This window comes from Pantoea sp. X-Soil-ISGK-285, from assembly GCF_059730815.1.
In genome coordinates this window covers 2,028,118-2,043,099 of sequence record NZ_AP035938.1, presented here as the reverse complement: position 1 = coordinate 2,043,099, position 14,982 = coordinate 2,028,118, and the positions used below count along the sequence as shown (strand labels likewise).

Here is a 14,982-nt window from a genome sequence, read left to right as displayed (position 1 = left end):
TAACTGGCGGAGTTTCGCTCAAAGAGATCCCTTAAGAGGAAAAAGCGCAGCGTGTCGCTGCTCACAAAACGGTCAGCTTTCGTGAATATGTTCACAACACCCTGGGCAGTTGCACACATATTAGCCATTAATCGTATCGTTTTGGCTAATGCGTTAATGAATTGTGAAGGCTAGATTGAAAATGAAACAGCGTTTTAATAATTCATCAGGACAGACTGCCACAGGAGCTTAACCGTGAAGATCAGCGCCATTGATGTCACCCTTTTTACCTATCCCACCCAGCGTTGCGCCGACAGCGCCGGGCACTCCCACCCTGGCCCGGAAAATGATGCGCAGATGGCGCTACTGACCCTGACCAGCGAGGAAGGCGACTGTGGTTACGCCTTTGCGCCGCCGGAAGTGGTGCGATCCCATGTGGTTAATGCCTTTTTCCGCAAAGTGCTGATCGGTCAGAACGCCTTTGACCGGGAGCGTCTTTGGCAGGATCTGGTGCACTGGCAGCGCGGCAGCGCCCATCAGCTCACCGAGCGGGCGCTTTCCGCTGTGGAGCAGGCATTGTGGGATCTGATTGGACGGAAGCTGAAACAGCCTGTCCACAAACTGCTGGGCGGCTATCGCGAGAAGATCCCGGCTTACGGCAGCACCATGTGTGGTGACGAGCTGAGCGGTGGATTATCAACACCGGATGAGTATGCGCAGTTCGCGGAAAAACTGGTGGCGCGTGGGTATCAGGCGATCAAGCTGCACACCTGGATGCCGCCGGTCTCCTTCGCCCCCAGCCCGGCGATGGATATCAAAGCCTGCGCGGCGGTGCGTGAAGCGGTGGGCCCCGATATCGCGCTGATGCTGGATGGCTACCACTGGTACAGCCGCAGTGACGCGCTGACCATCGGCAAGGCGTTGGAAAAGCTTAATTTCGCCTGGTTCGAGGAGCCGATGGAGGAAGAGAGCATGGCCTCTTACGCCTGGCTGGCCGAAAACCTCTCTATCGACGTGCATGGTCCGGAGAGCCTGGGCGGTAAACATCACAGCCGCGCCGACTGGGTGCGTGCCGGAGCCTGCGACATTCTGCGAGCCGGTGCCAACGGCGTAGGCGGCATCTCGCCCACCCTGAAAGTGGCGAATCTGGCTGAAGCCTTTGGCATGGATTGCGAAGTGCACGGCAACGGTGCGGCCAGCCTGGCGGTGGTCGGGGCGATCCGTAACTGTCGCTGGTATGAGCGCGGCCTGCTGCATCCCTTCCTGGATTATGAAACACCGCCCGCCTACCTCAACAGCCTGATCGACCCGATGGACGATCAGGGATTTGTCACTCTGCCGACCCGCAGCGGGCTGGGTGAGGATATTAACTTCAGCTGGATTGAGACGCACACGCTGAACCGCTGGTAAATCGCACTACCGAAGTACGGCAAACAATAATAACCCCGTCGCCCGCCTGCTGCCTGCCATCCCGGTGGCCAGCAGCAGGCAGAGTCGTAAACGGGAAAACCTCTGACCTGCTGGACTTTACCTATGACCCTGACACAACGATGTGGCGCGTGGCTGATCACGCTGCTGGTGCTGACGGGCAGCGCGTCAATCCAGGCAAAGACCCCGGATGACCAGCTGATCGTCGGCATGAATATGAATAACCTGCTCACCCTGGATCCGGCCGCTATGACCGGCAACGAAGTGGTCGGCATTGTCGTAAATCTCTATGACGGACTGGTCGAGCTGAACCCGCAGCAACTCACCGAGGTGCGCCCGGCGCTGGCGGAACGCTGGTCAGTCAGTCCGGATAACCGCACCCTGACTTTTCACCTGCGCGACAACGTCAGGTTTCACTCCGGCAATCCGCTGACCAGCGCCGATGCAGTCTGGTCGATGCGGCGGGTGCTGCATCTGAACCTGGCGCAGGCGTCGGTGTGGAAATCGTACGGTTTCAGCCGTGACAACGTTGACCAGATGATTACCGCACCCGACGACCGCACGCTGGTGATCAACCTGCCGAAGCCTAACGATCCGCAACTGGTGATCTACTCGCTGGCGGCGCTGGGCAGCATGGTGGTGCTGGACAGCAAAACTGTGCAGCAGCATGAGGTGGATGGCGACTGGGGCAACCGCTGGCTCACCACCCATGAAGCGGGCTCCGGCCCGTTCCGGCTGGATGTATGGCAGGCAAAAGATGTGCTGCGCATGAGTCGTGCGGCTGATTACTGGCGCGGCGAGGCGAAGATGTCACGGGTGGTGTTCCGCCATCTGCAGGAGTCGCAGACCCTGCGGCTGATGATGGAGAAAGGCGATCTGGATATCGCCAGCAACATGGCGATCCCCGACGTGCGCGCCCTGCGGCACGACCCCGACCTCACCATTGATGCGGTAAGAAAAGGAACGATCTACTACCTGGCGATGAGCATGAAAGATCCGCACTTCGACAATATCAAAGTGCGGGAGGCGGTACGCTACCTGGTCGATTATCAGGGCATCAATAAAAGCCTGATGACCGGCTATGGCGAGCTGCATCAGCGCCCGATTCAGGCTGGCATGCCCGCCACGCTGCCCGATCCCGGTTACCGGCTCGATGTGCCGCGCGCCCGCGCACTGCTGGCTGAAGCGGGTTATCCGGACGGCTTCGACACCACGCTGCGGGTGCTGGCCGATCAGCCATTTCTGAACATCGCCATCGCCGTGCAGTCGACGCTGCTCCAGGGCGGGATCCGCGCAAAAATCATCACCGGCACCGGTAACCAGATTTATGGCGCGATGCGCGATCGCCAGTTCAGTCTGCTGGTCGGGCGCGGCGGCAGCGGCGTAGAGCCGCATCCCCACTCCAGCCTGCGCGCGCTGGTCTATAACCCGAATAATGCTGACAGCGCCCGGCTGACCAACTTCCAGGGCTGGCGCACCGGTTTCTACGACGCGCAGCTCAACAGCATGATCGATCAGGCGCTGGTAGAGCGCGACAAAACCCGCCAGCAGCAGGCCTATTATGCCATCCAGCAGCGCTATGACCAGCTGGTGCCTGCACTGATGCCGATTTCACAAATGCTCGACTCCGTGGTGGTCAGCAACCGGGTGCAGGCTTATCAGCCGCATCCCTCAGCGACCACCTTCCTCCGCGATGTCTGGAAAACCCCTGAAGCCAAAGCGGGAGGCACCCTATGATCCTGACCCTGACCCGAACTCAGTGCCGCCGCATCAGCCATCGCGCGGTGCAGGTAGTGATTACCCTGTTCGGCCTGCTGCTGCTGACCTTTTTTATTGGCCGGGTAATGCCGCTGGATCCGGTGCTGGCGATTGTCGGCCCCGACGCCGATCAGGCCACCTATCAGCAGGTTTATCACCAGCTCGGCTTTGATAAACCGCTGTGGGTGCAGTTTGGCATCTACCTTAACGCGCTGCTGCATGGCGATCTCGGCCATGCGCTGCTCACCGGTCAGCCGGTGGTGCATGACATTGTGCGCGTCTTTCCGGCAACCGTAGAGCTGGCCACGCTGGCGATTGTGATTGGCGCAGGACTGGGCGTGCCGCTGGGTGTGCTGGCGGCGGCGCGTCGCAACAGCGTCATCGACTATGTGGTGCGGATGCTCAGCCTGGCCGGTTACTCCACCCCAATTTTCTGGGTCGGCATGATTGGCCTGCTGCTGTTCTATGCCCATCTCGGCTGGGTCGGCGGCGCAGGTCGGGTGGACTTCAGCCTGGATGGCATCGTGCCACGTCGCACCGGCTTTATGCTGATTGACGCCCTGCTGGCGGGCAACAGCCAGGTGTTCTGGAATGCGCTGAATCATCTGGTGCTGCCCGCCTCGCTGCTCGGCTTTCACTCCATGGCCTATATCAGCCGCATGACGCGCAGCTTTATGCTCGCGCAGCTGTCGCAGGAGTTCATTCTGACCGCGCGGGTCAAAGGCCTGACTGAATGGCAGGTGATCTGGCAGCACGCCTTCCGCAATATCCTGGTGCAGCTGCTGACCGTGGTGGCGCTGGCCTATGGCTCGCTGCTGGAGGGCGCGGTGCTGATTGAAACCGTCTTCTCCTGGCCCGGCTTTGGCTCCTACCTCACCGGCAGCCTGATGCTGGGCGATATGAATGCGGTGATGGGCTGTGTGCTTGTGGTGGGCCTGATTTTTGTGCTGCTTAACCTGATCTCCGACCTGCTCTATCAGGTGTTCGATCCGAGGACCAAAGTATGACGATCTCTTTTGACGCTGCGTCTGTGAGTCATTCCCGTGAGCGGCTGGTGCGCTGTCAGCGTTTTGCTGCCCGCTGCGGCTATTTCCTCTGGCGCATGGCCTGTAATCCCCTGACCGCGATCGGTGGCGGCATTGTGCTGGTACTCTGCATCGTGGCGCTGTTTGCGCCCTGGATCGCGCCGTATCACCCGCTGGTTCAGGATCTGAACAATGCGCTGACGCCTCCCGGCGCGGCCCACTGGTTCGGCACCGACGAGTTTGGCCGGGATATCTTCAGTCGTCTGGTGTGGGGCGCACGCATCACGCTCTACATCGTGCTGCTGGTATCGGTCACCGTCGGGCCGCTGGGCCTGCTGCTGGGCGTCACCGCCGGTTATTTTGGCGGCAAAGTCGACGGCGTGCTGATGCGCGTCACCGATATCTTTATCTCCTTCCCGAGCCTGGTACTGGCGCTGGCCTTTGTTGCAGCGCTGGGGCCAGGTCTGGAGCATGTGGTGATTGCGATTACGCTCACCGCCTGGCCACCCATTGCCCGTCTGGCCCGCGCTGAAACGCTGTCGCTGCGTCAGGCGGACTTTATCTCGGCGGTGCGCTTACAGGGCGCGTCGCCGTTGCGGGTGCTCTGGAAGCACATTATTCCGCTCTGCCTGCCGTCGGTGATTATCCGCATCACCATGAACATGGCGGGCATTATCCTCACCGCCGCCGGGCTGGGGTTTCTTGGGCTGGGCGCGCAGCCGCCGGATCCGGAATGGGGCGCGATGATCGCCAGTGGCCGCACCTACATGCTGGAGTGCTGGTGGGTGGTGACCGTTCCCGGTCTGGCGATCCTGATTAATAGCCTGGCATTTAACTTCTTAGGAGATGGCCTACGTGACCTGCTCGATCCCCGCAGTGAGTAACGCCTCGCCGTTGCTCGACGTGCGCGATTTGCACGTGAACTTTGTTAACGGACGCCAGATTACGCCGGCGGTGCGTGGCGTCTCCTTTCAGCTCGGTCAGGAGAAGCTGGCGATTGTCGGTGAGTCCGGCTCCGGTAAATCGACCGTGGGTCGCGCCCTGCTGCAGCTGCATCCAGCTAAGGCGCGCATTGAGGCGAGCCGGATGCAGTTTGGCGATATCGACCTGCTGCACGCCAGCCCGGCAGAGATGCGCGCCATTCGTGGCAAACGTATCTCGATGATTATGCAGGACCCGAAATATTCGCTGAATCCAGTGATCCGGGTTGGCGAGCAGATTGCCGAAGCCTGGCGCAGTCACCATCGCGGCCAGAAATCGGCGGCACGTCAGCGGGCGCTGGCGATGCTGGAGGAGGTGCAGATCCGCGATCCTGAACGGGTATATCAGCTCTATCCCCATGAGATTTCCGGCGGTCAGGGGCAGCGCGTGATGATCGCCATGATGCTGATCACCGAGCCGGAACTGGTGATTGCCGATGAGCCCACCTCTGCGCTGGATGTCTCGGTTCGCCTGCAGGTGCTGGCGCTACTGGATGATCTGGTGAAAGCGCGCGGTCTGGGACTGATTTTTATCAGTCACGATATCAATCTGGTGCGCAGCTTCTGCGATCGGGTGCTGGTGATGTATGCCGGGCGCGTGGTGGAGTCGCTGGCCGCCAGCGAACTTGACCGCGCGCAGCATCCCTACACCCAGGGACTGCTGGCAGCACTGCCCGACCTTGATCGGCGGCGCACGCGTCTGCCGGTGTTACAACGTCACGCCAGCTGGCTAACTGACTAAGGAGTTACGATGATTGAGGTGAAAAATCTCAACCTGAGTTTTGGTGAAGAGGGTCGCCGTAATCAGGTGCTGTTCGACGTCAGCCTGCAGGTTAAACAGGGTGAAATCTTCGGGCTGGTCGGTGAGTCAGGCTCGGGTAAAACCACGGTGCTGAAGTGTCTGGCGGGCCTGTTTAATCACTGGCAGGGAGAGCTGACCATTGATGGCCAGCCGCTGGCGCACCGCATCGATCGGGCGCGCTGCCGTCAGGTGCAGATGGTGTTTCAGGACCCTTATGGTTCCCTGCATCCGCGTCATACGCTGGGCGATATCCTTGAAGAGCCATTACAGATTCAGGGTATCGGGCAGCGCCAGCAGCGCGTCGTGGCGATGCTGGATAAGGTCGGGCTGAATCGCGCCTGGCAGACGCGTTATCCGCACCAGCTTTCCGGTGGTCAGCGTCAGCGCGTGGCGATTGCCCGTGCGCTGATTTTAGAGCCGCGCGTGCTGCTGCTGGATGAGCCGACCTCCGCGCTGGATGTTTCGGTGCAGGCGGAGATCCTCAATCTGCTCAGCGATCTGCAGCAGCAGGAGAACCTGACCTATCTGATGGTGACACACGATCTCGGCGTGGTGGCGCACCTCTGCCATCGCGTGGCGGTTATGCAACAGGGCAAGGTGCTGGAGACGCTGGATGTGCCGACGCTGGTGGCCGACCGCGCCGCGATGCCCTACACCCGGATGCTGGTGGAGGCGAGTCGCCATTACAATCCGGCGCTGGCGCAGCAGAGCTGACGTTCAGCTGATGTCGGGAAAGAGAGAATAAAAAAAGGCCGGTCAGACCGGCCTTATGACCCCGGATGCGTTAGTGGGTCAGCTGACGCACAAAAGCGACGATTTCCTGATTTTTGCCATGCTCAAACAGACACTGCTGGAAGCGTGGGCCACTAACGGCAGTACGCACCAGTTCAGGGTCGATGGCGCGCAGCGTGTCGAGGTAGTTCTCTTTGATCACGGCAGCTTTGACCTGATTCAGCAGACCGGCATTACGCACCTGCGGCTCTTTACGCTCTGGCGGATAGCCATTGCCCTTCTCGCCGGTGAAGGCTTTTTCAAAGATAAAGCGCAGGTTAAGTTCAGCGCCCCAGCCAAAGCCTTTGGCGAACGGCAGAGATAAGGCATTACCGTTGTTGATCTGGGCAAACAGGTAGGCATCCGCCGGATCGATACAGTAGCCGCAGACGACGCCCGGGTGAATGTTAAGCGACATCAGCGCGCCCTGCCCGGTGCCGCAGCCCGCGACCACGAAATCCACGGCCTGGCTGTTGAGCAACACGCTGGCCTGAATGCCGAGGTGAATATAGGTCAGGTGGTGATCCTGCTCATCGCTCATACCGACGTTGAAGACCTGATGGCCCAGTGGCTGTGCGACGCCTTCCAGTTCTTTCAGCACGGTAACGTTTTTAGCGGCCTGGCTGTTTTCCATCATTAACGCGATTTTCATGATCTACCCTTATAAATTAATTGAAACACCGTTTCATTTTAGTGAAAAACCACTAAAGTGCATAAACTAATTCACCCGAGCGCTGTGAGATCCATCACAAAACGGTCACCGCAGCAGGGGCAACCGCAGGAGGATTGCGATGTTTATCTACCATAAAGAGCGACCACTGGAAGATCTGGGCAACGGCGTGACCCGCCGCGTGCTGGCGTACGGCGGCACCATGATGGCGGTAGAAGTGATTTTCGAGAAAGAGGCTGTCGGCCCGCTGCATCACCATCCCCACGAGCAGCTGACCTACGTGCTGAGCGGACGTTTTGCCTTCACCATCAATGGTGAAACGCGTGAGGTGGGCGCAGGAGATACGCTCTACAAAGCGCCCAATGTGGTTCATGGCTGTGTCTGTCTTGAGGCGGGCACGTTACTGGATACGTTTACACCGCAGCGCGAAGATTTCCTGACCGCTAAATAGTGCATGCGGCCCGGTGGGCCGCCTGTTGACCTGACGCAGGACTGACCTGGTTTTTCCCGCCTCCGCATCCGGCTTCAGGCCCGCAGAATTTTTCTGAAATTCCTTCTCCCGCTAACTTAATGATTAGCTGACATTTACGCCGCAACCGCGCTGCGCTTAGCTTCGTCCTGAAAATCAATCGGGCAGATTTCTGTACAAATTACGAATCGTTGTATAAGTTTAATAGCAACCGCCGAACATTTTTTAACCCGAAACAGGACAATACTATGCCAATGCAAAACACCCTCACGTTGCCGGTGAATCACAGTGGCCCGGTCAAAAATGAGTTTAGTTCATCCTTTGCCGTGTCTGAACAGGACAAACTCAACTTTCTGATCGAAGAGTTACTGGAAGCGGGCAAGGAAAAAAGCTGTATGGAACTGCTGCGCCATCTGGCATCCGCAGACAGTGCAGAAGAAGAGGCATGCTGCCGCGAACTGCTGACGTTGCTGATGGCACAAAAATGAAGTCAGTTGCCAGCTGTTCAGCGCAGATTCCCCCCTTTCTGAAAGCGTATCTGATATCCCACGCTACGCCTGAGCGCACTTCCCCGTTCAGGCGTGTCAACGTGCCCAGCGAAAGCCGCGGTTTTTTCTGAATGCAGTAACACCCGCAGCAGCGAAGGCTGTTACGCGCGGTAAATCCGGGTTTTACTCACCAGCAACTTCCTGCTTCTCATTGCTTATCTCTCCCCTGTTTTGTTAGCCTGAATCCCGCTTCGGCGAGACCTGCTTTACTTTCCCTTCGCGTAATGCGCGCGGTTCACTATCAGGCTGACACAGGAGTGATATGACCATGACTTTTGCCCCCGCCACGCTGCATCTGCTGTGTGGAAAAATTGCCTCCGGGAAATCAACGCTGGCGGCTGAGCTGAGCGCCGCCCCCGGTTGCGTGGTGATCAGCGAGGATCAGTGGCTCGCCGCGCTTTATCAGGACGAGATGCAGTCGGTGGCCGATTACGTGCGCCATGCAGCAAAACTCAGAAAGGCGATGACGCCTCATCTGGTCGCGCTGCTTAACGCAGGCGTGTCGGTGGTGCTCGATTTTCCTGCCAACACCCGGGCGAATCGCGACTGGATGATGTCGGTGATTCAGGCATCCTCTGCCGACCATCGCCTGCATTATCTGGACGTACCGGATGCGCTGTGTAAATCGCGCCTGCACGCCCGAAATCAGGACGGCGAACACGCCTTTGCCGCAACGGACGAGCAGTTCGCGCTGATTACCCGCTATTTCGAAGCGCCGCAGGAGGAAGAAGGCTTTAACCTGGTGCGCCACGGTTAATGCCTTCTGGCGCGGGATCTTAAGAGAGGTCGAGTGCCGCGAGCACGTCAGCAATCTGCTGGCAGTGCGCATCGGAGAGCGGCTGCAGCGGGCGCGGCAGGCAGTCGCGTTCGGTCAATCCCAGCAGCCCCGCCGCGGCGCTGATCACCCGGAAACTGCCGCCATGCTGGCGGAACAGCGCCCATAACGGCTGCAGGCGATCGGACTGCGCCCTGACGCTCTGATGGTCGCCTGCGGCCGCCGCTTCGGTCATCGCTTTTGCAACGCGCGGAAACAGCCCGCCGCACACCGAATACCAGCCATCACAGCCCGCAATCAGCCCGTTGGCGGCAGAAGCATCGCCACTGACGCCAATCGATACGGAATCTGGCAGCGTGCCGCGCAGCTGAGCGAGGCGATCGTTAGCCGCCGATTGATCTGCCGGTACCCCAGGAATTTTCACTGACCCGACACCGGAAAGTGTGGCGATCCGGCTCAGCAGCGCATCGGAAAACGTAAAATGGGTGGTGCCGGGGTTGTCATAGATACAGACTGGCACCGAGGCGTGTCGCGTCACGGTCTCGAAAAGCGTGAACACCTCATCTTCATTCAACGTCTGATAACCCAGCGGCGGCAGCAATAACGCGGCCGCGCCCGCCTGTTGCGCGTCCTCCGCCAGCGCCAGCACCTCGTCAGTGCCCACCGCACCAATGCAGATCATCACCGGAATCGACTCTGCATGTTCCACCGCCAGTTCTGCGATACGCCTGCGCTGCGCGCGGGTGAGATAGGCGTAGCTGCCGGTGGACCCCAGCACGCCAAGGGAATCGACTTTTGCATCAGTCAGCCTGCGCAGCAGCCGCAAAAAAGCCGCTTCATCGGGCTTGCCTGCCGCAAAGGGAGTAAGGGGGAACGCACTGAGTCCGCTGAACATATCATCTGCTCCATTACAAGATTGCACCGGCTGGAGGTCGCCCCTGCAGCCATATTTCGTTACCGGCCGAAGCATCAACCCGCCCCGCCCGCTATTTTTGCGCTATCACCCAAAGGAGGATAGCGATGATTGCCGTACTATTTGAAGCCGAAGCCCGACCCGAACACCAGATGCGTTACCTGCAACTGGCTGCCGACCTTAAACCGCTGCTGATGCAAAACAGCGGGTTTATCTCTCTTGAGCGCTTTCAAAGCCTGACCGATGAGAAAAAAATTCTCTCGCTCTCCTGGTGGCGCGATGAAGAATCGGTGCTGGCCTGGAAGCGCAACCTCTGTCACCAGGCCGCACAGCGTGAAGGCCGCGAGACCCTTTTTGCCGGTTACCGTCTTCGCATCGTCACGCTGATCAGAGAATATGCCTCACAACAGGGAGTAAATTAACATGTTCGATATTCATGTCATCCTGCAAAATAGTCCAGGCACACTTTCCCGGCTCACCACGCTGCTGGGCCGTCATGGGATTGGCCTGGAAGGCGGCGGCCTGTTCTCCTTTGGTGAGCAGAGCCACGCTCATTTTCTGGTCGAGGAAGGCGAACGGGCGCGGACCGTGCTGGAAGCAGAAGGTATCGCCGTCGAGGCAGTTAACGTTCCGCTTATTCGCAGGTTACCGCAACAGCGTCCCGGCGAGCTGGGGGCGATCACTGCACGCCTTGCCGATGCCGGAATCAACATCCTGGTGCAATACAGCGATCACGCTAACCAGCTGATCCTGATTACTGATAACAATCGATCAGCCGCCGGGCTGACCACAGAATGGGCACTGTAATCTGATGGCAACTCCACAACCGCATAACGCACCTGACGATAGCGAAGCACTTGAGAATGCGATTGTGGGCGTCGCCGCCGCAATGGCCGATCCGTCACGGGTGAAGATGCTGTCCGCGCTGATGGATGGACGCGCCTGGACCGCCACCGAACTCAGTGCCGTCACCGACGTGGCGCCCTCAACCGCCAGCGCCCATCTGAACCGGTTGATCACCAGCGGCTTGATCGTCTGCGTGGCGCAGGGGCGTCACCGTTATTACCGACTGACCGGCAGTGACATCGCTACGCTGATTGAGAACATGATGGGCGTGTCCTGGCGACGGATTGCCGCGCCGGCGAGCACCACCCCAACATCGCTTCGCACCGCCCGCACCTGTTACGACCATCTGGCCGGTGATATTGCGGTGCAGATTTATGCCGTAATGGCGCAACAGGGCTGGATCACGCCGGAAGGCAGCGCTGTCACCCTGTTGGGTCTGCAGCAGTTTGCGGCTTTGCAGGTTGATCTGTCGCAGCCCGGACGCCGCAGAGCCTGCTGTGGCTGTCTCGACTGGAGTGAGCGCCGGTTCCATCTCGGCGGCTACGCGGGTGCAGCGCTGCTGAGTGCCTTTGAAACGCAAGGCTGGCTAACCCGGCAGCCTGGCTACCGTGAAGTGGTTTTTACCGTAGCGGGCGTCCGACATTTACATCAGATTTTTGGCATAACCTTTCCCTGACGCCTTGCTGCCTGCGTTCTGAACCTTTTTGTTGCCGCCAGACTCTGCGCTGATGGCCTCAGACAAGCCAGATTCCCCCTATTCGCCTGCAACACGCTTATGAAATCTGTCACATTTCCGCAAACTCCTCTCAGGCTCACTAACAGGCACAAAAAAACCATCCCGCCATTTAACCTGTTGAATGCGAAACACTTTAAGTGATAACGCCTGGCAATCATGCGGCTGGCACATTAATCGATGCCCTTTTTGCACTTATTTAGCGCCGGGCGCTGATCCACTCTTCAGTGACAGGCGCGGCAAAAAGCGTCATACCTTACTGGAGCTACTGATGCAGACAACCTCACCCATGACTCACCGCGCCAGGATTGGCGCAATATTCCGTGTTACCTCAGGCAACTTTCTCGAACAGTTCGACTTCTTCCTGTTCGGTTTCTATGCCACCTATATCGCCCATACCTTTTTCCCGGCCAGCAGTGAGTTCGCCTCACTGATGATGACCTTTGCCGTGTTTGGCGCAGGGTTCCTGATGCGCCCGATTGGCGCGGTAGTGCTGGGGGCGTACATCGATAAGGTTGGCCGTCGTAAAGGGCTGATCGTCACGCTCTCCATCATGGCAGCAGGCACCTTTATGATCGTGCTGATCCCCTCTTACCAGAGTATTGGCCTGTGGGCGCCGCTGCTGGTGCTGATCGGTCGGCTGCTGCAGGGCTTCTCCGCCGGTGCAGAGCTGGGCGGCGTGTCGGTCTATCTCGCAGAGATTGCCACACCTGGCCGCAAGGGCTTCTACACCAGCTGGCAGTCAGGCAGTCAGCAGGTCGCGATTATGGTGGCGGCGGCGATGGGCTTTATCCTCAACGCGGTGCTGGAAGAGAGCGCCATTCGTGAATGGGGCTGGCGCATTCCGTTCCTGTTTGGCTGCCTGATTGTGCCGTTTATTTTCGTGCTGCGTCGCAAGCTGGAAGAGACCCAGGAGTTCAACAACCGTCGCAGCCATCCCGATGTGAAGCAGGTGTTCCGCATCCTGCTCGCCAACTGGCAGGTGGTGATTGCCGGGATGCTGATGGTAGCAATGACCACGACTGCGTTTTACCTGATTACGGTTTACGCGCCGACCTTTGGCAAGAAAGTGCTATTGCTCAGCGCCTCTGACAGCCTGCTGGTGACGTTGCTGGTGGCGGTGTCGAACTTTATCTGGCTGCCGATTGGCGGCGCGATCTCCGACCGCTTTGGCCGTAAGCCTGTGCTGGTCGCCATGACCCTGCTGGCAATAGTCACCACCTATCCGGCTCTGAGCATGCTGGCCGCCGCACCGGGCTTCTCGATGATGCTGGGCGTGCTGCTGTGGCTTTCAATGATCTATGGTCTCTACAACGGCGCGATGATCCCGGCGCTGACCGAAATCATGCCAGCGGAAGTGCGCGTGGCGGGCTTCTCGCTGGCCTATAGCCTGGCAACTGCGCTGTTTGGCGGATTTACGCCGGTGATGTCAACCGGCCTGATTGAGATGACCGGCGATAAAGCCTCGCCAGGCTACTGGATGAGTTTTGCAGCAGTCTGCGCCCTGGGGGCAACACTTTATCTCTATCGTCGTACACGCAGTGCCGTATCGCCTGCCCATGAAACCGTTAGCTGAGGAACGTAAAATGAAACTGAAAACGATGTCGCTTTACGCTGCTCTGCTGTTCAGCGTGGCGGGCAGCGCCACGGCGCAGGCAAAAGAGCTGACGGTGATGATCTCCGGCGGGTTTAAAGCAGCGTGGGATACGCTCTCGCCCCGCTTCGCCCAGCGTGAAGGGATCACTATCAACACCGTCGCCGGTCCGTCTATGGGCAAAACCCCGCAGGCGATTCCGGCCCGACTGGCGCGTGGTGAACCGGCCGATGTGGTGATTATGGTCGGCGATGCGCTAAGCGATCTGCAAAAGCAGGGCGAGACGCTGCCGGGTACACGGGTTGAGCTGGCAGACTCCCGCATCGGCGCGGTGATCAAACAGGGTGCCACGCCGGTTAAGATCGGCAGCGAAAGCGCGCTGCGTACTGCTCTGCTGAACGCCAGCTCCATCGCCTACTCTGACAGCGCCAGCGGTAAGTATGTCAGCAGCCAGCTGTTCAGCCGCCTGGGCATTGAAGATCAGGTTAAGGGGAAAGCGGTGAAGGTTGAGCGCATCCCGGTGGCCTCAGAGGTCGCGGCCGGTAAATACGCTATCGGCTTTCAGCAGGTCAGTGAGCTGCTGCCGGTGCCGGGCGTTACTTTTATTGGCGAACTGCCGGACAAGCTGCAATACACCACCCGCTTCGCCGGTGCCGTGGTGCGCAAGTCAGCGCAGCCGGATGAGGCGGCTAAGCTGCTGCGCTGGCTCGCCTCTTCTGAAGCACAACAGGCGGTGCACGCCAGCGGACTGCACACCGTGAAAGCGTCAAAACCGGTCAGAGACGCTGATACTGTTCAATAATCAGGTTCTCCAGTTCGCCCGCAATGTGCGACAGCGTCCGGCCATTTTTACGTAGCAGACCCACGGTGCGTTTCACCTGCGGATCGGTCAATGGAACCGCCATCAGCAGGGCGTGATCGTAGCCAGGCATCGACATGGCGGGGACGGCAGCAATGCCCAGCCCCGCCTCAACCATCCCCAGCATGGTGGTGACGTGCCGGGTTTCACAGATACAGGGTTTCTCCGGCATGATCGCCTGCAGCGCCTGATCCAGCAGGTTGCGATTGCCGGAGGTTTTATCCAGCCCGACCCACTCATACTGATAAAACGCCTGCCAGCTCAGACTCTTTTTGCTGGCTATCGGATGGTCACGCCGACAGGCCGCCACATAGGGATCATCCATCAGCGGCTGGAAATGCACATCCGGCTGCGAGCGGCTGGAAAAACTGATGCCAAAGTCGGCCTGACCGCCAATCACCGCGTCATAAACGTTAGCCGCACTGCTGTCGATCAGTTTGACTCGTACGCGGGGATAGCGCGCCTGAAATAGCCGGATGATGTTGGGCATAAAGTAGTAGGCGGCTGACGGCACGCAGGCCACGGTGATCAGGCCGGTGCGTGCTAAGCTCACCTCACTGAGATCGGCCATGACCTCTTCAAAATCAGCCAGCAACTTATCCGAGCGCTGAGCAAACGCATGCCCCTTCAGGGTCAGCGTGACGCGGCGCGTGGTACGCTCAAACAGTTTGATCCCCAGCGAGGTTTCCAGCTTATCTATCCTGCGGCTCAGCGCCGACTGTGAGAGGCAGATCGATTCTGCCGCCAGGCGAAAATTGCCAAACTCCACCAGCGCGCGAAACGCGTAGAGATCGTTTAGATCGAAATTAACCGGCATAAATCCCTCTTACCG

General features: G+C 59.1%; 17 protein-coding genes. 14 read left to right on the top strand and 3 right to left on the bottom strand.

The window, feature by feature from the left end; genetic code table 11:
- Positions 1-234: 234 nt before the first annotated feature.
- From AC6I8B_RS09800 to AC6I8B_RS09775, 6 genes are all read left to right on the top strand, one after another.
- Positions 235-1,389, top strand: a complete 1,155-nt coding sequence (locus AC6I8B_RS09800) for a mandelate racemase family protein (RefSeq protein WP_497817424.1) — start codon at positions 235-237, stop codon at positions 1,387-1,389.
- 123 nt (positions 1,390-1,512) lie between these two features.
- Positions 1,513-3,144, top strand: coding sequence for an ABC transporter substrate-binding protein (locus AC6I8B_RS09795; RefSeq protein ID WP_307593360.1), 1,632 nt, complete (start codon positions 1,513-1,515; stop codon positions 3,142-3,144).
- Complete coding sequence (locus tag AC6I8B_RS09790; RefSeq protein WP_010245000.1) at positions 3,141-4,172, top strand: ABC transporter permease; 1,032 nt, start codon at positions 3,141-3,143, stop codon at positions 4,170-4,172. The genes AC6I8B_RS09795 and AC6I8B_RS09790 overlap by 4 nt, the downstream gene beginning before the upstream one ends.
- Entirely contained in the window at positions 4,169-5,074 is a 906-nt protein-coding gene (locus tag AC6I8B_RS09785; protein WP_010670128.1) for an ABC transporter permease, read from the top strand. The genes AC6I8B_RS09790 and AC6I8B_RS09785 overlap by 4 nt, the downstream gene beginning before the upstream one ends.
- Positions 5,046-5,912 carry an ABC transporter ATP-binding protein gene (locus AC6I8B_RS09780; protein WP_010245006.1) on the top strand — a complete coding sequence of 289 codons (867 nt, stop codon included), beginning with the start codon at positions 5,046-5,048 and terminating at the stop codon, positions 5,910-5,912. Before AC6I8B_RS09785 ends, AC6I8B_RS09780 begins: the two co-directional genes overlap by 29 nt.
- Positions 5,913-5,921: 9 nt before the next feature.
- Entirely contained in the window at positions 5,922-6,686 is a 765-nt protein-coding gene (locus AC6I8B_RS09775) for an ABC transporter ATP-binding protein (RefSeq protein ID WP_010245009.1), read from the top strand.
- A gap of 70 nt (positions 6,687-6,756) precedes the next feature.
- Here AC6I8B_RS09775 and AC6I8B_RS09770 read toward each other — a convergent pair whose 3' ends face one another.
- On the bottom strand, positions 6,757-7,395 hold the full coding sequence (locus AC6I8B_RS09770) for an RpiB/LacA/LacB family sugar-phosphate isomerase (RefSeq protein WP_003853539.1): 639 nt from the start codon (positions 7,393-7,395) through the stop codon (positions 6,757-6,759).
- Between the two features lie 139 nt (positions 7,396-7,534).
- Here AC6I8B_RS09770 and AC6I8B_RS09765 point away from each other — a divergent pair, with 139 nt between their 5' ends.
- The 3 genes from AC6I8B_RS09765 (at position 7,535) to AC6I8B_RS09755 (ending at position 9,187) form a co-directional block, all read left to right on the top strand.
- Entirely contained in the window at positions 7,535-7,864 is a 330-nt protein-coding gene (locus tag AC6I8B_RS09765) for a cupin domain-containing protein (protein ID WP_010245017.1), read from the top strand.
- 266 nt (positions 7,865-8,130) lie between these two features.
- Entirely contained in the window at positions 8,131-8,370 is a 240-nt protein-coding gene (locus AC6I8B_RS09760) for a hypothetical protein (protein ID WP_010245020.1), read from the top strand.
- Between the two features lie 322 nt (positions 8,371-8,692).
- Positions 8,693-9,187 carry a P-loop nucleotide/nucleoside kinase family protein gene (locus AC6I8B_RS09755; protein ID WP_031592351.1) on the top strand — a complete coding sequence of 165 codons (495 nt, stop codon included), beginning with the start codon at positions 8,693-8,695 and terminating at the stop codon, positions 9,185-9,187.
- A 19-nt stretch (positions 9,188-9,206) separates the two neighbouring features.
- Here AC6I8B_RS09755 and AC6I8B_RS09750 read toward each other — a convergent pair whose 3' ends face one another.
- Positions 9,207-10,100, bottom strand: coding sequence for a dihydrodipicolinate synthase family protein (locus AC6I8B_RS09750; protein WP_157352107.1), 894 nt, complete (start codon positions 10,098-10,100; stop codon positions 9,207-9,209).
- A 125-nt stretch (positions 10,101-10,225) separates the two neighbouring features.
- Here AC6I8B_RS09750 and AC6I8B_RS09745 point away from each other — a divergent pair, with 125 nt between their 5' ends.
- The 5 genes from AC6I8B_RS09745 (at position 10,226) to AC6I8B_RS09725 (ending at position 14,093) form a co-directional block, all read left to right on the top strand.
- Positions 10,226-10,540, top strand: a complete 315-nt coding sequence (locus AC6I8B_RS09745; RefSeq protein ID WP_010245030.1) for an antibiotic biosynthesis monooxygenase family protein — start codon at positions 10,226-10,228, stop codon at positions 10,538-10,540.
- Position 10,541: 1 nt separating this feature from the next.
- On the top strand, positions 10,542-10,925 hold the full coding sequence (locus AC6I8B_RS09740) for an amino acid-binding protein (protein ID WP_157352104.1): 384 nt from the start codon (positions 10,542-10,544) through the stop codon (positions 10,923-10,925).
- A gap of 4 nt (positions 10,926-10,929) precedes the next feature.
- Complete coding sequence (locus AC6I8B_RS09735; protein ID WP_157352101.1) at positions 10,930-11,640, top strand: ArsR/SmtB family transcription factor; 711 nt, start codon at positions 10,930-10,932, stop codon at positions 11,638-11,640.
- A gap of 325 nt (positions 11,641-11,965) precedes the next feature.
- Positions 11,966-13,273, top strand: coding sequence for an MFS transporter (locus tag AC6I8B_RS09730; protein ID WP_088234226.1), 1,308 nt, complete (start codon positions 11,966-11,968; stop codon positions 13,271-13,273).
- A gap of 10 nt (positions 13,274-13,283) precedes the next feature.
- A complete protein-coding gene (locus AC6I8B_RS09725; protein ID WP_033757594.1) occupies positions 13,284-14,093 on the top strand; it encodes a molybdate ABC transporter substrate-binding protein in 810 nt (269 codons plus the stop codon).
- On the opposite strand, the gene psrA is transcribed toward AC6I8B_RS09725, so the two are convergent.
- Positions 14,068-14,967, bottom strand: a complete 900-nt coding sequence (gene psrA / locus AC6I8B_RS09720) for an L-proline-binding transcription factor PsrA (RefSeq protein ID WP_022625678.1) — start codon at positions 14,965-14,967, stop codon at positions 14,068-14,070. The genes AC6I8B_RS09725 and psrA overlap by 26 nt on opposite strands.
- Positions 14,968-14,982 lie beyond the last annotated feature (15 nt).